Source organism: Sorangium sp. So ce327 (assembly GCF_051530205.1).
Taxonomy (GTDB): domain Bacteria; phylum Myxococcota_A; class Polyangia; order Polyangiales; family Polyangiaceae; genus Sorangium; species Sorangium cellulosum_B.
Map to the genome: position 1 here is coordinate 10,844,783 of NZ_CP150330.1, position 16,692 is coordinate 10,861,474.

The following is a 16,692-nucleotide window of genomic DNA, read 5'->3' on the forward strand; positions in this document are numbered from 1 at the left end:
GAGCTCGTTCGCGGACATGTCCGAGAGCCATCTCAACACCCGCGAGCTAGACAGAGGCATGGTAAAGGACGGCGCGATGCACGTCGTCAACTGCGAAGTCGGCGGTGAGCCACAGCTCATCGTTCTCGCTGGCCATGAGCTGATACGGAGGACAGCCACCGACCCTCGCAGCATCAAGCTCAAACAAAGAAGCGCCGCTGCACTTCGTATGAAACGGCACCGAAACACTCTCCCAGTCCCCTCCGGCCGTCAGACGGTAAATGCGCACTGGCATGGAGTACGCATGTGCACACAGAAAGACTTGCCCCGAGGATGTGGTCAAGATGCCCTGCACTTCGTGGCTCTCGCGGAAGGGCGGCAGCAACTTCCATTCTCCCTGGACACGGTGTGCGACAAATTTCTCCGCCGACGTCAGCATACCTGAGGCGAAGAGCCCGTTCGACCGATAGTCGATGAAGATCGCCGCGCTCTGCTCATCCACTCCAGGTGGCCACTCGAACCGCTTTGGCTCGCGCTCTCCTCGCCGAAAGATCCACCAGCCAGGCTCGTACTGCGGGGATTGTATGACGCGAAGGATGACCTCGCCGGCCCTGGTCACATAAGGATTGTATGCAAAAATACCCTGAGTGAGCACGGGATCGATCGGTGTGTCTGCGCCGTCCGCCCATCTGAACCTGCCGTCGGATCCCGTGACGATCACCCGCTCAGCCCACTCACCAACCCACTCGTTCTCGGGGTGTTCCACCCAGCAACCAGAGGCGTCGTCCCAACGAACCACCACATTCCTGCTGACTTGGATCCAGAGCGTGGCACCAGGCATCGGCCCCTCGATGGCGCGCATCCCCTGCCCTGCATAGACAAGAGCCCAGACCTGGTCAGGCCACCGGCCCACCATGCTGGTGATCTGCGGCGGGACAGACCGCGCGAACTGCGGCTGAGCGTCCGGAGCCCCCGGCAACTCCAGCTTCCGCATCTCGTGGAGCTGGCCCCCCTGAGCCCGCGCGACGTGAAACCCGGTAGAGGCGAGGATCGCCCCACGCAGCCTGTGCAACCGGATGGGCTGCGGCGATGATGCGATGGCCCTGAACATACCGTGCTCGACTCCTCCTCCCTCGCTCCCTCACCGCTTCCCGCGAACCCGCTCGCCCGCCTCGACCAGCGCCCGCATCCACTTCATCCGCAGCCCGGGCTCCGCCGCGAACCTGGCCTGCCACGCCGCGTCCTCGGCGCTCTTCGCCTCGCGGGTGAGCCCGTAACGCGCGATCGCCGCCGTCGCAGTCGCAGGGCTCGCCGCGATCTCCGCGAGCATCGCAGCGTAGTCCTCCAGCGAGAGCCGGGGACCATCGGCCGCCGGCGAGCGCGCGCTGCCGCCCGACGACGGCGGGGCGGCCGACGACGGCCCCCCGGGCGACGGGGCGAACGGAAGCGCCGGCTTCACGGCCTCGAACATCACAGGCGCCGTCCCGACGCCTGGCGTCCCGGCAATCGACTCCTCCAACGCCCCTTCACGCAACGGCGGCAGCCCCGCAGCCGGCAACCCGGAGCTCACCTCGACGCCCTCCCCCGCGCGCGCGCCAAACGGCAGCGCCGGCCGGCTCGGCGCCGGGAACGCCGGCGCCGTCTCGGCGATCTCCTTCTGCGCGAGCACCGGCTTCGGCAGCTCCGGAACAGCCAGTGCCGGCAAAAGCCCGGGCCCCGACCTCGCCGCCGGCGCAGGCGGCTCCGCCCTCTGCGCGCCCCCCGGCTGCTTCACGAACGGCAAGATCAGCTTCGATAGATCCCGCGGCAGATCCGCCGTCTCGAGCGGCATCCCCACCACCGCCCGCGCCTTCTTCACGGCCGCCGCTCCGCCGCCACGTGGCCTCCGCGTCGACGCCCTCAGCACCGGCGCCTCAGGCCGCACCTCCGGCACCGGCCCGGGCGCGGCGGCGAGGATCGCCGTCGCCTCGGCGCGCACGCCCCCCTCGGCCACGATCCGCTCCTGCCAGGCGCCCAACAGCCGGAACACGTCGCCCTCGCCGAGCCCGCGCGCCTCGAGGAACCCGAGCGGATCCTCCGACGCCGTGAACGCACGGAAGAAATCGAGCCAGGCGCGCAGGTCCGTGTCGAGCGGAGGCACCTTGCGCTCCACATGCGCCTGCGCCGCGAGGCGATGCTCGTCGCACGCCGCGAGCAGCGCCCCGTCCCCCATCGCGCTCCCGGCGAGGCGCTCCGACCAGGCCTCCTCCGCAGGCGGCCAGGCTCCGGCGGCGATCGCGGCGTGCTCCAGGCTCGCCTCGAGCGAGACGCCCTCGGCCGTGTACGCCAGCACCGCCGCATAGGCCGAGAGCGGCACGCCCGCGATCTCGGGATCCACAGGCTCCCCAGCGCCGCCCGCCGCGTCACCCATCGCCGCGCACCACGACCTCGCGCAGGACCCGCCGGCCCCTGCCGATCGGGAACACGGCGCGCGCCACGAGCTCCACCCGCCGCGCCTCGGGCTGGATCAGCACCGTGTCGATCGGCGGCCGCACGACCACGCGCTCCCCCGTGTCGTAACGCGCGCTCGCCACCACCGGAAACGCCGGTAGCGCGAAGACGACCGGCTCGAGCGACATGCCGACGATGCCCACCGGATCCCCGGGCGCGAGGTGCTCCTCGAACTGGAGCGAAGGGTGGGCGACGTTGCCAAAGCGGATGTCCTGATCCTCCGGCGGGAGCGGCATCCGCGCCGCCTTCCACCGCTCGTCGAACGTGCCAGCGTGCTCGAGGCGCGGCGACCAGTGCATCATGATCGCGCCGAAGCCCACCGGCACATGGCGATCCGAGGCGGACACGTGGGGCCGCTCCGGGTGCTCGATCTGCGGAGCTCTCGTGTCCACGAGGTCCGCCGCGCTCCTCGCCGCGCCGACGCCGGCCGGGTTCCGGAGATCGACCACCGAGAGGTCCTCCGACATGCCGCCATACGCCCGCTCGTAGACGATCGGCACCCGCTCGAACGGCGCAGCAGGCCCGATCCCGACGCCGAGGACGCCCTTGAAGAAGAAGCGCTGCCCGTGGACGCGCAGGGGCGTGAGCCGCTGCCTGACCCGCACCGCGACGTCGAGCACCCTCACCTTCTCGGGGGCGATCGCGTCGCCGGTCACCACCACGTCCGTGCCCAGCTTGGCGACGCCGAGATCCGACGGGAAACGGAGGCTGCTCCGCGGACTCTCGGGCTCCCAGGGCTCGTCGGCGACACGGACCGGCGCGGGGTCGTCGGCGAGCCTCGAGCCCCCGCTCCGATCGAGGACGAACGTGCCCTTGACGATGGCAACCAGGACATCGTTGCCCTCGCGATCGAGGAGCGGCACGGGCTGGACGGCGAAGGGGGTCTGGTTCGCGATGCTCACGGACGAAGATCCGACGGTTGGTCTTGCATCCTATACGCAGGCACGCCGCGATCCCCGAAGATCACGTCAGGCAAACCTGCGCTCAGCGCCCGGTCATGTAGAACGTGCCGAGGCACATCTCGTCGGTCGTGCCCTCTCCCCAGACGACATCCCCGGGGACCCGCGGCTGTCCGTCGATGATCGGCTGCTTCTCGGGCGTGTTGTCCCAGTGGCACTCGATCGACAGCTTGTCGCCCGGCTCGAGCACCTTGGGCTCGGCGAGCTTGTAGTTTCCCTGCCAGTGGAAGTCCCAGCGCGGGATGTCGAGCACACACTCCGAGCCGCCGCCGGCGCGCTCGATCTCGAGGCGCGCGCGCGTGCCGAGCGTGTGCATGTGGAGGCCCACCCAGTGGATCTCGATCGGCGCGCTGCCCGCGAGCGCACGGGAGGGGTCGGCCCCCCAGCGGTGGACGACGTCGCTCTCCAGGGCAGGGATCAGCATGGAGTCGCCGCTGAGCCAGGCCGGGTTCGCCCACGGCTGCATCGTGCCCTCCCGCTCGACCGAGCTCTCCAGCGTCACGTCGATCGCCGTGCGATCGGGCAGCTTGCCCGCCGTCAGCGTGTTGTAGTGGACCTGCATGATCAGCCTGGAGCCAGGCTCGATCCGGGTGCCCGCGCCCGGCGGGAAGATCATGCTCCCGCCGCCGGGCACCCAGCCGCCGAGCCAGCGCGGCTTGAGCCCAGGGCCGCCGTAGCAGGGATAACCCGGGCCCGGGTCGGCCGCGTCGAGGACGTCGAGCTCGGCGAGCTGGTCCGGCGCCGCGATGAAGGCGATCACGTGGTGGACGACGCGCTGCTCGCCGGGCCTGATCCCGAAGCCCGTGACGTACCGCACGGCCTCCTCCGGCCAGTCGATCACGAAGCAGCGGTACTCGTCGGGCCCCGTCTGCGGGGTGTACTCGACAGGCATCTCGAGCGTCCGGTCCACACGCGCGAGCGCGGCGCTCGCCGGCGGATCGATCGGCGGGCCCTCGTCCGCCGGATCACCCAGGGCCGCGCCGCCGTCGACCCACGCGGCGATGGTCTGGATCTGCTGCTCGGACAGGGAGCGGTCGCCCACGTACTCGGCGCAGCCGTTGTCGGCCGGCCAGGGGGGCATCGTGCGCTCGACGACGGCCCGCTTGATGGGCGCGGCCCAGGACGCCGCGGTCTCGTGGCCCTCGAGCGAGAACGGCGCGACGCCGCCGTCGCTGTGGCACCCCGCGCACCGCGCGTCGAGGATGGGTTTGACGTCCCGGTAGTACGTGACGACGGCCTGGACGCCGCCGCCCGCCGCGGCCCCGGCGTCATCGCGGCCGCAGGCAGAGAGGGCGGCCAGCGCCGCCGCAAGGCATGCCCATGAGCCCGTGATCCCCGCGCACCTCATCATAGAACACCTGCCTCGTGTCAGCGGCGCTCGTGGGCCCCGCCGCTCGCGGGCTCGCGCCGGAGGAAGAACGCGATGACCTCGGCGAGCTCGTCGCGCGCGGCCACGAGGAGCACCGTGGCGCCCCCCGCGACGACGGAGGAGCCGCGCGGCGCCTCGACGCGGCCATCCGGGCGGTAGACGCCGGCGAAGACGCACGACGAAGGGAAGCTGGCGCTGCCCGCGATGGTGCTCACCGTGCGGCCCGCGATCACCGAGTCGACCGGGACGTCGAGCTCGAACGCGACCGACTCGCCGGCGCCGAGCACCATCGCGTGGCGGACGCCCGGGTGCTCGATGGCGGTGGCCATCGCGCCGATGAAGACGTCGATCTCGGAGAGGATCTGGTCCACGCCCGCGCGGATGTACACGCCCCGGTAGGCGGGGTCCCGCATGCGCACCATGACGCGCTTGGCCCCCCCGGCCTGCGCGAGGAGCGCCACGGCGAGGTTGTCGGCGTCGCGGCGGAGCATCGCCACCACCACGTCGGCGCGCGCCACCTCGGCCTCCTGGAGGAGCCCGGCGTCGGTCGCGTCGCCCACGAGCGAGACGAGGCCGTGCCGCTCGAAGGCGCTGTTGGCGATCGCCTCGTCGCGATCGACGGTCGTCACGTCGTGGCCCATCTTCGCGAGGTGGACCGCGACGCTCAGCCCTGCGCGCCCGGCGCCCGCGATGAGAACGCGCATGTCAGCTCTCTCCTTCGTGCTCGTGAGGGTGCGCGCCGGGCGCCGCGTGTCCGCCGGGGAGCTCCACCATGGCCCTGTCGATCCGGTTCACGTGGGCGTGCGCGGTGTCGGCGGCGATGAGGCCCCGCCTCGCCGCGTCGAGCACCGCCGCCTTCTGCGCCGAGAGGAGGGCGAGATCGGTGAGGTGGTCGCGGACCACCTCGCCCTGCGGCGTCTGGAGCGCCACCTCCGCGTGGATGACCTGCCGCTGGAACGCGGCGCGGCGCTCTGCGTGCTCCTTGCGGGACACGAGGCCCGCCGCGAGCAGATCGTCGAGCTCGGACTGGCCGCGCCGCGCCGCGATGAGCGTGGCCTTCGCGGCGTCGAGCGCGGCGTCCGCGGTCGGGATCGCGACCCGCAGGAACCTGAGCAGCCGAGCGAACGGCAGCGCCTGCGCGACCAGCGTGACGAAGGTGACGCCGAAGACGATCGTGATCAGGCGGTCGCGGTACGGCAGGCCGCTCGGGAGGCTGAGGACCGCCGCCATCGACAGCGCGCCCTTGATGTTGCCGACCAGCATCACGTGCTGCCAGCGGAAGGGCACGACCTCGCCCGTGAGCGCCCGGAGCACGCCGAAGCAGCCGTAGACGGCCACCGCCCTGCCCCCGTGCAGGGCGATCAGCGCGAGGCCGATGGACGCCGCCTCGCGCACGAGCATGTCCGCCTGGATCTGCATGCCGACGAGCTCGAAGAGCACCACGTTGAGGCAGAAGCCGCTCGTCTCCCAGAAGCCCTGGAGCGCGAGCACGCGCGAGGGCTCGAGGATGCGGCGCGCGGCCCTGCCGACGATCACCCCGAGGACCACGACGGCGATGACCGGCGAGGCGTGGAGCCGCTCGGCGAGCAGGGCCGTGGCGAACACGAGCACGATGGAGGCGAGGATCGCGGTCAGGTGATCCGGCGTGCGGCGGAGGAGGGACGCGCCGACGGCGCCGAACGCGCCCCCGACGGCCGCGCCACCGACCATGGCCAGGGTGAGCGCGCGGAAGCTCTCGGCGCCGTCGAAGGTGCCGCTCGCGAGGACCTGCGACGCGAGCACCACGAGCACGAGCGCCGTGCCGTCGTTGAAGAGGCTCTCGCCTTCCATGATGGCCGCGAGCCGGTGCGGCACGCGGACGCTGCGGAAGGCGAGCAGCACGCTCACGGTGTCGGTGATCGAGAGCAGCGCGCCGAGGAGGAGCGCCGCGGCGAACGGGAGCGCGAGCAGCTGCGTCGCCACCGCGGCGGTGCCGAGCAGCGAGATGAGCACGCCCGGCACGGCGAGCGCGAGGATCGGCCGGCTCGCGCCCCTCAGGCTGTCCGCGTCCGCGAACAGGGCGCCCTCGAACACGAGCACCGGGAGGAACGCGATGAGGATGACCTCCGGGTCCATCGGCGCCTTCGGGAGCACGTCGACGACGACGAGCAGCAGCCCCACGAGCACGAGCGCGACGTTGTAGGGAATCGAGACGCGCTTCGCCCCGATCGCGACCGCCGAGCCGACGGCCAGGACGAGGAGCAGGCTCTCGAGCCGCTCCCTCATGAGGCACCTCGCGGCCGCGGCGCGAGCACGAGGGAGGGCGCCCGCGGCGGGCGCGTCGCGATGTGCACGGGGTCCGCAGGAGAGCTCACCGTGGATCTTGCGCTACCTGATCGCCTCAGGAATCGCAAGACGCGAGCGGCGTCGCCGGGCGGTCGAGCGAGAGGCACGCGCGCGCCCGCGCGCCTCTCGCTCGGCCGCCCGGGAAGAGGTGGGGTATTGATAGATCACATGAGACGACATCATCGCTTCGTCGTCGTGGAGCAATGCCCTCATCTTGCTGGCATCTTTGGCGGGAACTCGAACAGAGAAGGGGAATTTGAACAGGGAGACGGGGAGACGGGGAGACGGGTGCGATTTTACTCCCCGCCTCCCCGTCTCCCTGTGAATTCTCCCGATGAACTCGAGGAATGCTTCAGGAGCGGCCCCCGACACCGGCTCTCAGCGCGCTCGATGCGCTTCTGTCAGCCTGCCGGCAGCTGAACGCAGAATCGGCTCCCGCGCCCCTCGTTGTCCCTCACGTCGATCCTGCCGCCGTGCGCCTCGACGACCAGCCGGCAGAACGTCAGCCCGAGGCCGCGGCCGGTCGCAGAGATCGCGCCCCCGTCGGCGAGCCGCGCATACTTGTCGAAGATGCGGTCGCGCAGGTGGGCCGGGATCCCCAGGCCCTCATCACACACGTTGAGCTCGACCCAGCCCGGGTCGAGCCACCGCGCCTCGAGGCGCACCGCGGCCCGGGGCGGGCTATGACGGAGCGCATTGTCGACGAGGTTCAGCAGCACGCGCCGCACGAGCTCCTCATCGGCGCGGAGAAGACAGCTCGGCATGGCGGGGCAGAGCTCGATTCGCTGCCCGCGCGACGCGGCGAGCGGCTCCAGGATCTTGGCGACACCTTCGAACAGCGACGCCGGGTCGAGCTCGGCGGGCCGCAGCACGAACATCCCGTGCTGGCGGCTCGCGACGTCGAGCAGGTTCAGCGCGGTGCGCTGAATTACCTCGGCCGAGGTGAGGACGGCATTCCATCGGCGCCGCTCCGGATCCGGGAGATCCTGCTTTTTCAGGCGCGCCTGCGCGGCGAGGATGATGCCGGCGGCGGGGCTCCTGAGATCGTGCGCGAGGAACTCGCTCAGCGCCTCGTTCTGCCGGTGGAGCTCCTCCAGGGCCTTTTGCCTCTCCTCGAGATCGCGGTTCGCCGCCTCGACCTCGCGCGCCCTCGCCTTGCCCTTCTCCAGGCCGTCGTGGAGCGCGACGTTCTCCAGGGCCACGGCGGCGCTGCCGGCGAGCGCCTGGAGCAGCGACACCTCGCGCTGCGGGATCTCTCGTGGGGAGCTCCAGTAGGTCCCGATCGCCCCGAGCGGGGCGCGCGCGCGGATCGGCACCATGGCCATGCTCCGCACGTAGGTCGGCCGATAGGCGTCGATCGGGACGCGGGGATCGCGCGTGATGTCGCCGATGACCGCCGGCCTCCGATTCAGCATCACCCAACCGCTGACGCACGCCGACATCGGAAACCGCTTCCCCTGCCAGAGCGGGGCGATCGAGTCTTCCTGCGCGTAGTAACAGAGGTCGCCGTCGCGGAGCACGAAGGAAGCGCCGTCGGCGCCCGTGAGGTCGCGGGCGGCCCGATCGACAATCTGCATGATCGCCTGGAGGTCGCGGGCCAGCGAGAGGTCCTGCACGACGCTGATGAGGCGCTCGCAAGGATGGAGATGTCGGAAACTCGGGTCCGAGTCAGCGCATCTCTCGTGGCCCTCGGGTTCCATGTGGAGGGGTCTCTAACGCGCGCTTGCGCGCACGACAAGGCGAGCGCGACGCGTTAAACGACGTCCCCCAGCGCACGTCACCGCCAGTGTCCGCGCGCCCGCCTCGCGCTCGGCGGCCGTGCAGCGGCGGCCGTTCTCCGTTCCACGCGGCGAGCCCGAGGCCGACCTCTCGGCGGATGCACGCGCGCCACCCCGAGCGCCGCGCCCGCTCGCGTCCTCGCACAAGCAGCAGAACCCTCCCTCCGCCAGAACCGCTGTCGGCCATCGCTTCATGCCGAGCGCCGAGGGGCGATGTGGTGGGGCAGCGGGCGCTCGCCATCCGGCGCGAGGTCGCGCGGGCGTCGATGCGCCGCGGCGCGTCTAGCGATGAGGCTGGCGCCTCGGCGCCCTCAAATGATATCACCACGTTACGGTTCGCCATGGTGCCAGGCTCGATGACCCCAGCGCCGAGAATCCGAGCAGCATCCCACCTCTTCGCACCAGGTGTCGTGACGGCGCCCACAGCGCGTTTGTTCACCCACCGTGAGAGGCCTGGGGCTGGCGCGCCGAGGGTCGTCGCTTCTGGCCCGTTGCAAGGATTCAATGGACGACAGGCTCGCTTCGCTCTCGTGTAAGACACTGCTTGACGGCACACCCACACCGCTGGCGTTGCTCTCCAGCGCCGGGGAGGTGGTGGCCTGCAACGCGGCCTGGGAGCGCTGCGTCGGCCCGTCCGGTCGGCTCCTGGAGCGCGTTCACGAGGACGATCGGGGCGAGCTGTCGGCCCGGATCACCGGCGCGCGCGCCGCCGCGGGCAGCGTCTCCGCCGCGGCGCGCGTCGTGGGCGCCCGCGGGGAGAGCGTCCCGCTCCACTGGACGCTGTGGCGGGCCGACGACACGGCGCTCTGGGCTGCCGTGAAGCCCGATCGCAAGGTGTGGGAGGACCAGGCGCGCATCCTCGTCGACGTGTTCCAGACGATGGATGCGATCGTCTGGTGGTGCGATCGGGCGGGCACGCTCCATGTCTCCGACGGCAAAGGGCTCGAGAGCATGGGGCTCAAACGACATCAGCTCGTCGGAATGAACATGTTCGATCTCTACGGAGCGGACGCGGAGATCATGGGCCTGACCAAGCGCGTCCTCGAGGGGGAGCCGGTCCGCACGGACACCGTGGCCGGGGGCGTGCACTGGATCGTGCACTACGCGCCCCGCCGGGACGATGACGGCGAGATCGTGGGCGTCCAGACGTTCGGCATCAACCTGGCCGACGACGTCCGGCTCGCCGTGCAGGGGGAGATGCTCCGCGCGTGCATCGACAGCATGCCCATCGCCATCCTGGCGTTCGACAGGGCCGGCCTCTGCGTGATCGCGCAGGGCGGGGCGCTCGCGCAGATCGGTTGTACGGAGCGAGGCGAGCTGGGCAAGCACATGCGCGAGCTGTGCGGCGACACCGAGGACGTGCGCGCGGCCTTCGAGCACGCCCTCTCCGGGGAGATCGCGCAGGTCGAGCAGGTCCGGCGAGACAGGATCTGGCGGACGAGGTTCGTTCCCCAGAAGGACGTCCTCGGGGAGACGACCGGCGTCGGCGCCATCTGCGAGGACATCACGCAGCAGCTCCGGGTCGAGAAGCAGCTGCGGGAGCAGCTGCGGTTGACGCAGGATCAGCAGGAGTCGATCGCGCGGCTGTCGAGCCCCATCATCGAGGTCTGGCAGGACGTGCTCATCGTCCCCTTGATCGGCTCGGTCGACGCGGATCGCGCGGCGATGGTGATGGAGTCGCTGCTCGCGAGCGTGGTGGAGAAGCAATCCGCCTTCGCCATCCTCGACCTCACCGGGCTCGATTCGGTCGACACGACGACGGCGCAGCACCTCATCAAGATCATCAATGGATTGACGCTGCTCGGCTGCAAGGGCGTGGTCACCGGCATCCGCCCGCCGGTCGCGCAGACGATGGTCGGCCTCGGCTTCGATCTCTCGCAGGTCAAGACGCTGCGCAGCCTGAAGGAAGCGCTGCGCTGGTGCATGGGCGCGCGCCGCCGCTGAGGCGCCGCGCCGTACCGGGTGGAGCGCGGCTGAGGCGCCGCGCCGGCCGCACCGCACGGAGGGCGGCGCGGCGCGGCGCTGGCTCGACTCAGTGGCTCGTCGGATCCGCGGGATCCGTGCCCGCGTCGCACTCATCACCGTCGAGGAACCCGTCGCCGTCGCGGTCGATGGCGATGCGCGTGCCCGAGCCCGGCGGCACGCAGGTGTACGTCACCGGGTGCCCGGTGAGCGCGGCGAGCGAGCGCAGGACGAGATCGCTCAAGGGCGGGGCAGCGGCCCGCGCCGCGGTGAACTGGCCACCTCCGACATAGAGGAGGCCGGTCTCCTCGAGGAGGAACGGGAGCTTCGCCACGAGGTCGCACTCCCCGACCTCGGCGCGCTGGCGGAGCAGGTCGATGCGCGGCCAGGCCGCCGTGGCGTTGTGCGAGCCGAGCGTGACCTGCTGCCCGACGATGGGGGCGAGGTTCGTGTCGAACGCGAGCATGTACTCCACGGCCTGCTCGCGGAGGAGCTCGCCGGGCGCGCCGGGCGGGAAGCCGTTCGGCGAGAAGACGCTCTGCTCGAACCCGATCGCCTGGTGGAAGCGGAAGAGCGTGTCCATCACGCCATCGTGCATGAACCCGAAGCCGCGGATCTGCTCGCCCTTGAAGTCGTTGTCTCCCAGGTGGAAGAGGCTCGGGACGGGGGCCATGCCGAACATGCCGATCTTCTGGTACATGTTGCGCAGGTGGGGGATCTTGAAGCTCTGGCCGTTCTCCTGGCCGATGCTCGCGCCGTCCGTCCCGAAGAAGCCGGGGAAATCGCTGGAACCGGCGTTCCCGTCCGGGTCCAGGGTATGGCAGGAATTGCACGAGAAGGTCCCGGCGCCGCCTTCGCGGAAGAAGTGATCGCGCCCGGCCTGTTGATCGGTGTTCAGCGAGTTGTCCAGGTTCCGGATCGGGTTCGGCGGATACGAGAGCTGGAGGATGAAGTCCGTGAACGCCTCCATGTCCTCGTCGGGGATGGGCGCGTGCCGGCCGAGCAGGTTGGTGAAGCCGCCCTGGAATTTCTCGAACGCCGCGCGCTCGTCAAAGGCCCCGCTGTCCGGCTGCGCGGTGGACGCGTCGTTGCCGCCCGTGCGGTCGCCGCGCCAGTGCATCGGGCCATGGTTGGCCATGCCGCGCAGGCTCTGGGTCGTCATCGGCCCTTTCATGGGCTTCAGCGAGGTATCGGCGGGGAACGGCGGGTTGATGTTCGTGAACGGCCCGGGGTTCGTCACGGTGTCCCCGTCGGGGTTGCCGAGGTCCCATGCCAGGCTGTCGACGTCGCCGAAGACGTGGCAGCTCGCGCACGACGAGTCGCCGTGGGCCGACGAGAAGCTCGCGTCATGGAGGAACCTCCGCCCGCGGACCACGCTCTCCGGCTCGGGGTTGTGGAGGGCGATGTGCGCCGTCTCGGCGTTCGTGGTCGTGTTGACGATCGAGATGGAGTTGTCGAAGCGCGTGAGCACGTACAGGCGGCCGCGCGGCTGGTCGAGCGCGAGCCCGCTCGGCCCGCCGCCGGTGACCTGGATCTGGCTCGCGAGGCTCGGCGTGAAGGTGTCATTCTCGATCTGGGCCGTCTGGAAGACCCCGACCTTGCTCGACCCGAACGCGGCGACGTAGAGCTTCGATCCGTCGCTCGTCACCGCCATGTCGACCGGCGTGGCCAGGCTCTTCGCGTTCTCGGCGTTGGGCACCGGCGCGCAGCACGTCGAGTAATCGATGTGTTTGTTCAGGTGCCGCGGCAGGACCGAGCCGCCGCTGCCGAGCACGGAGATCCGGCTCTCGTGCAGGTGCCCCCGGACGCTCGTGCCGGCGAAGGTGCCCGGGCCCTCGAAGCGATCGAGGTTGAACGCCTCGGTGTTGGAGACGTAGACCTTCCCGTTCGCCGGGTTGACGACCATGTTGTAGAGGACGGTCCCGACGCCGGTGAAGAAGCCCGCGCTGCCGGGCCGCTGGACAGGGGGATTGGCCGTGGCGTCGATGACGAAGACGTCCTTGTCGGGCAGCGAGAACATGACCGAGTCGTCCCAGGGGTTGCCCCCGGCGTCGACCCAGTGGGTCCCGTCGTGCTGGACGATGAGCGACGTCGTCAGCTGCGGCTCCCCGAGGTAGTTCGTGAACGGCGGCAGCATCCCGCCTTCGTCCTCCACGATCGCGCGGTGCACGGCGGTCGTGCGGTTGCCGGTGTGGAAGCCGGCGGCGTACACCGAGCTCCCATCCGGGCTGACCGCGAGCGCCCTCGGCGTGTCGGTGAAGAAGGAGAGGATGGTGAGGGGGGTGCCCCCGAGCGATGGTTGGGTCGCGACGGCGTTCGCGTTGAACACCCACACGTCGGCGCGGCCGACCCCGGGCGTCGTCAGCTGCGGGTCGAACGGCGCGTTCTGGCCGCGGTGGGCGGCGGTGATGAACGCGCGCGACCGCCCGGGACCGCCGAAGACGATGTCCCGCGGCTCGTCCCCGACGAGCAGCGTGCGCACGACCCGAGGCCGCAAGGGGAACGAGACGTCGACGACGCTGACGCTATCGGAGAGGTGATTGACGACCCATACCTCGCCGTCGTTGCGCGCGGCGACGGCGACGGGCTCCAGGCCGACGGTCACGGATGAAATGTGTGTCAGACCACCCGACGAGACGTAGAAGATCTCCAGACGGTTGTCGGGTGTATTGGCCGCGAAGAGCAGGTTTCGGCTTGGTGAGAGCGCGAGCGGTCGGACCTGACCGCTCTCGAAGAGGGTGTACGACGGAGCCGCCTCCGCGCTTGCTCCGACAGCGAGGCAAACGAGCGTGGCGGCGGTGAAGAGCAGGCGATTCTGGGAGCGCAGTGCACGATGTGGGCGCATACCGACCTCCTTGCCAGGGGGCTTTGGCAAAAGGACTCCTCAGTGTAGAAGTGCACGGTTATCCTTGAGGAATCAAGAACTTCCTGATGCCGTTGGTGTGCTCCCTGTTGGGCAGCCAACATGGGTGATGTCGTGATGCGGCCGTGTCGCGTTTGTCACGTATCTCGCCACGTATCTCGCCACGTATCTCGCCACGTATCTCGCCGCGTCTCTCGTCGTGTGTCACGTCGTGTGTCTCGCCGCGCATATGCGCGAATTGCCTACACGGTGGCCGCGTCAACGACTGTGGTGTGCGCCGGCGTGGATCGAGACTAGGATCGTTCCCCGTACACATCGAACCTCGGGAGATCGCCATGTGCCGGAACATCAGGACGCTGTTCAACTTCGAGCCGCCGGCGACGGAGGAGGAGATCCGGGCGGCGTCGCTGCAGTTCGTGCGGAAGCTGAGCGGCTTCAACCGGCCGTCGCAGGCCAACGAAGCGGCGTTCGCGCAGGCCGTGGAGGACGTCGCGGCCGCGGCGCGCGTGCTGATGGCGTCGCTGTCCACGACCGCCGCGCCGCGGGACCGCGAGGTCGAGGCGACCAAGGCGCGCGAGCGCTCGCGGCTACGCTTCAGCCGGGGCTGAGGCGCGGGGCCGCCGCGCCGAGCGCGGGTGGCCCTCCGGCTATCGCGCCGTGCCGCGCGCCTTGCGCGCCGTGCCGCGCCCCTTGCCCTCGCGGCGAGGGCCCGGCGCGGGCGGCTCTCCTTGCCGTGGTGGCGCCGCCTGCAGCGATTGCCCCGCCCTCGCCTCCCGGGCGCGCCGCTCCGGCAAGCACACGACGCGCGCGGCGATGGCCATGCCCTCGAGGAAGGCCTCACGCGTCGCGGCGCCGTGCTTCAGGCCGCGCGCCGAGGAGACCAGGGTGTCCGCCAGCTGGCGCCCGGTGACCCCCGCGGGCTCGTAGGCGGCCGCGAGCCCGGAGGCGCGCAGGGCCTCGGCCACGGCCTCGACGAACCGCCCCTCGTGCTCGGCGACGAGGGGGCCGACGAGCTCGTTCGCGGCGGTCGAGAGATCGGCCGCGTCGGCCCCGAGCGCGCCGACGAACCGGCCGATCCACGCGTCGAACGCGGCCACGAGCCGCTCCTCCAGGGGGCGCTCCGCGTCGGCGAGCGCGGTCGCGGCCGCGGCGAGCGCGGTGTCGAGGAAATACCCCACGGACGCGCGAAAGAGCTCCTCCTTCGTGGCGAAGTGGAGGTAGAGGCCCTGCCGCGAGACGCCCGCCGCGCGCGCGACCTCGTCCATCGACGTCTTCCGGAAGCCGAAGCGCAGGAACACCGTGAACGCCGCGTCCATCAGCTTGCGGCGGCGCAGATCCTCGGCGGGTCTGTCGGTGGAGCTCGGGCCGCCCTCGTTCACGATGGTCAGCATTGACAATAATAGACCAAATTGTCAACAGGAACCTTGACGGTGCGCAGGTGGGCTGTCAGGTACGTCGGGTGCGCCAGCCCGCCTCTCCGGCCGATCCCGCGCTCTCTCCCTTCCGCGCCCGCCGGGGGGTGAAGATCGGCGTGGTCGCCGCGGCCGCCGCGCTCCTCGTCGTCGCGCAGCGCATGGGGCTGTTCGAGATCTTCGGCGAGCCGGCGCGCATCAAGCAGGCGCTGCTCTCGCTCGGGCCGTGGGGGTATGTCGCGTTCGTCCTTGCCTACGCCGCGCTCCAGCCGTTCGGCGTGCCGGGCACGGTGTTCATCCTGGCGGCGCCGCTCATCTGGCCGTGGCCGGTGGCGTTCGCGCTCTCGATGGCGGGCACCATGGCGGCGAGCGTCGTGGGCTTCTCGTTCGCGCGCTTCGTCGCCCGCGACTGGGTCGCCGCGCGTGTGCCGGCGCGCTTCCGCGCCTACGACGAGGCCCTGAAGCGGCGGGCGTTCGTGACGGTGTTCTTGCTGCGCCTCGTCCTCTGGATGCCGCCCATGCTCCACGTCTTCTTCGGCGTCTCCGGGGTGCGCTTCTGGACGCATTTCTGGGGCTCGCTGGCCGGGTACGCCCTGCCGCTCCTGGCGACTGCCTATTTCGGCCAACGGGTCTTCGACGCCCTGCGCGACGCGCCCCCGTCGGCGTGGGCCGGAATGGGGGCCGCCGCGGCGGCCGTCATGGTCCTTGGTTGGCTCGCCAGGCGCTGCTCCAGGCGCGGTGTCGTCCCTTCCTAACGAATCTCTCCTTTATCGTCATTTGAGAGAGAGAGAGAGAGAGAGAGAGAGAGAAATTGAACAGGGAGGCGGGGAGACGGGGAGATTCATGGGATTTTTACTCCCCGTCTCCCCGCCTCCCTGTGAATCTTCCCGAAAAAATCGACGGGATGCTTCAGCGTCCCCTCATGAAGATGCTGGCGCCTGTGATGGGCGGAACGTGCGCGCCGCTTGCTCGCCGCCGGCGCGGCGGGATAGCGTCGGGGAATGGCGCGAATCCACCTGATCATCGGCCCCGTGGGCGCAGGGAAATCGACGTTCGCACAGCGGCTCTACCGCGACCACGCCGCCCTCCGGCTGAACCTGGATGAATGGATGGCGCGGCTGTTCCGACCCGATCGGCCCGAGACGGGGATCATCGAGTGGTATCACGAGCGCACCGCGCGCTGCATCGAGCAGATCTGGAGCCTGACGAGGAGCGCGATCGACGTGGGTACGAACGTCGTGCTGGAGATCGGCCTGATCCGCCGGCGCGACCGCGAGCGGCTGTACAAGCGGGTGGACACCGCGGGGTACGAGCTCACCGTCTACGTGCTCGACGCGCCCCGCGAACTGCGTCGCGAGCGGGTCGAGCAGCGCAACCGCGAGAAGGGCGAGACGTTCTCCATGGTGGTTCCACCGGACATGTTCGAGCTGGCGAGCGACATGTGGGAGCCGCCCGAGGAGCCCGAGCGCAGCGGGCGCGACATGCGGTTCATCGACACCACGGACGGCTGATCCAAGGACGGGAGTCCCGGCCGCCACGGGCGGCGCGAGCGAGG

Annotated in this window: 13 protein-coding genes; 4 read left to right on the forward strand and 9 right to left on the reverse strand. The window is 70.5% G+C overall.

Annotation, left to right across the window (positions count from 1 at the left end):
• Window positions 1-46: 46 nt before the first annotated feature.
• The 7 genes from WME95_RS40585 to WME95_RS40615 all read right to left on the reverse strand — a co-directional run bounded on the left by WME95_RS40585 (window position 47) and on the right by WME95_RS40615 (window position 8,738).
• Window positions 47-1,090, reverse strand: a complete 1,044-nt coding sequence (locus WME95_RS40585; protein WP_437904625.1) for a hypothetical protein — start codon at window positions 1,088-1,090, stop codon at window positions 47-49.
• Between the two features lie 30 nt (window positions 1,091-1,120).
• Entirely contained in the window at window positions 1,121-2,389 is a 1,269-nt protein-coding gene (locus WME95_RS40590) for a hypothetical protein (RefSeq protein ID WP_437904626.1), read from the reverse strand.
• On the reverse strand, window positions 2,382-3,371 hold the full coding sequence (locus tag WME95_RS40595) for a DUF2169 family type VI secretion system accessory protein (protein ID WP_437904627.1): 990 nt from the start codon (window positions 3,369-3,371) through the stop codon (window positions 2,382-2,384). The genes WME95_RS40590 and WME95_RS40595 overlap by 8 nt, the downstream gene beginning before the upstream one ends.
• A gap of 82 nt (window positions 3,372-3,453) precedes the next feature.
• Window positions 3,454-4,779 (reverse strand): monooxygenase, encoded by a 1,326-nt coding sequence (locus tag WME95_RS40600; RefSeq protein ID WP_437904628.1) that lies wholly within the window; start codon window positions 4,777-4,779, stop codon window positions 3,454-3,456.
• Window positions 4,780-4,796: 17 nt separating this feature from the next.
• Window positions 4,797-5,501 carry a potassium channel family protein gene (locus tag WME95_RS40605; protein WP_437904629.1) on the reverse strand — a complete coding sequence of 235 codons (705 nt, stop codon included), beginning with the start codon at window positions 5,499-5,501 and terminating at the stop codon, window positions 4,797-4,799.
• Window position 5,502: 1 nt separating this feature from the next.
• Window positions 5,503-7,062: a cation:proton antiporter gene (locus tag WME95_RS40610; RefSeq protein ID WP_437904630.1), complete on the reverse strand. Its 1,560-nt coding sequence runs from the start codon at window positions 7,060-7,062 to the stop codon at window positions 5,503-5,505.
• Between the two features lie 461 nt (window positions 7,063-7,523).
• On the reverse strand, window positions 7,524-8,738 hold the full coding sequence (locus WME95_RS40615; protein WP_437904631.1) for an ATP-binding protein: 1,215 nt from the start codon (window positions 8,736-8,738) through the stop codon (window positions 7,524-7,526).
• Between the two features lie 666 nt (window positions 8,739-9,404).
• On the opposite strand from WME95_RS40615, the gene WME95_RS40620 reads away from it, so the two are divergent.
• Entirely contained in the window at window positions 9,405-10,844 is a 1,440-nt protein-coding gene (locus WME95_RS40620) for a PAS domain-containing protein (protein ID WP_437904632.1), read from the forward strand.
• Between the two features lie 88 nt (window positions 10,845-10,932).
• Here the strand turns inward: WME95_RS40620 and WME95_RS40625 are convergent, their stop codons facing one another.
• The gene (locus tag WME95_RS40625) at window positions 10,933-13,707 is read right to left on the reverse strand and encodes a hypothetical protein (protein ID WP_437904633.1); all 2,775 of its coding nucleotides are present in this window, start codon (window positions 13,705-13,707) and stop codon (window positions 10,933-10,935) included.
• 353 nt (window positions 13,708-14,060) lie between these two features.
• On the opposite strand from WME95_RS40625, the gene WME95_RS40630 reads away from it, so the two are divergent.
• A complete protein-coding gene (locus WME95_RS40630; protein ID WP_437295277.1) occupies window positions 14,061-14,333 on the forward strand; it encodes a DUF2277 domain-containing protein in 273 nt (90 codons plus the stop codon).
• Between the two features lie 39 nt (window positions 14,334-14,372).
• Here the strand turns inward: WME95_RS40630 and WME95_RS40635 are convergent, their stop codons facing one another.
• Window positions 14,373-15,116 carry a TetR/AcrR family transcriptional regulator gene (locus WME95_RS40635; RefSeq protein ID WP_437904634.1) on the reverse strand — a complete coding sequence of 248 codons (744 nt, stop codon included), beginning with the start codon at window positions 15,114-15,116 and terminating at the stop codon, window positions 14,373-14,375.
• Window positions 15,117-15,184: 68 nt separating this feature from the next.
• Here WME95_RS40635 and WME95_RS40640 point away from each other — a divergent pair, with 68 nt between their 5' ends.
• Together WME95_RS40640 and WME95_RS40645 are read left to right on the forward strand one after the other, a co-directional pair.
• Window positions 15,185-15,892, forward strand: coding sequence for a TVP38/TMEM64 family protein (locus WME95_RS40640; protein WP_437904635.1), 708 nt, complete (start codon window positions 15,185-15,187; stop codon window positions 15,890-15,892).
• Between the two features lie 246 nt (window positions 15,893-16,138).
• Window positions 16,139-16,648 (forward strand): AAA family ATPase, encoded by a 510-nt coding sequence (locus WME95_RS40645; RefSeq protein WP_437904636.1) that lies wholly within the window; start codon window positions 16,139-16,141, stop codon window positions 16,646-16,648.
• The last annotated feature ends 44 nt before the right edge of the window (window positions 16,649-16,692 follow it).

Excerpts from the sequence above, each read along its gene's own strand:
- WME95_RS40585 (WP_437904625.1), bottom strand. The coding sequence starts at position 1,090 with ATGTTCAGGGCCATCGCATCATCGCCGCAGCCCATCCGGTTGCACAGG.
- WME95_RS40590 (WP_437904626.1), bottom strand. The coding sequence starts at position 2,389 with ATGGGTGACGCGGCGGGCGGCGCTGGGGAGCCTGTGGATCCCGAGATC.
- WME95_RS40600 (WP_437904628.1), bottom strand. The coding sequence starts at position 4,779 with ATGATGAGGTGCGCGGGGATCACGGGCTCATGGGCATGCCTTGCGGCG.
- WME95_RS40605 (WP_437904629.1), bottom strand. The coding sequence starts at position 5,501 with ATGCGCGTTCTCATCGCGGGCGCCGGGCGCGCAGGGCTGAGCGTCGCG.
- WME95_RS40610 (WP_437904630.1), bottom strand. The coding sequence starts at position 7,062 with ATGAGGGAGCGGCTCGAGAGCCTGCTCCTCGTCCTGGCCGTCGGCTCG.
- WME95_RS40620 (WP_437904632.1), top strand. The coding sequence starts at position 9,405 with ATGGACGACAGGCTCGCTTCGCTCTCGTGTAAGACACTGCTTGACGGC.
- WME95_RS40625 (WP_437904633.1), bottom strand. The coding sequence starts at position 13,707 with ATGCGCCCACATCGTGCACTGCGCTCCCAGAATCGCCTGCTCTTCACC.
- WME95_RS40630 (WP_437295277.1), top strand. The coding sequence starts at position 14,061 with ATGTGCCGGAACATCAGGACGCTGTTCAACTTCGAGCCGCCGGCGACG.
- WME95_RS40635 (WP_437904634.1), bottom strand. The coding sequence starts at position 15,116 with ATGCTGACCATCGTGAACGAGGGCGGCCCGAGCTCCACCGACAGACCC.
- WME95_RS40645 (WP_437904636.1), top strand. The coding sequence starts at position 16,139 with ATGGCGCGAATCCACCTGATCATCGGCCCCGTGGGCGCAGGGAAATCG.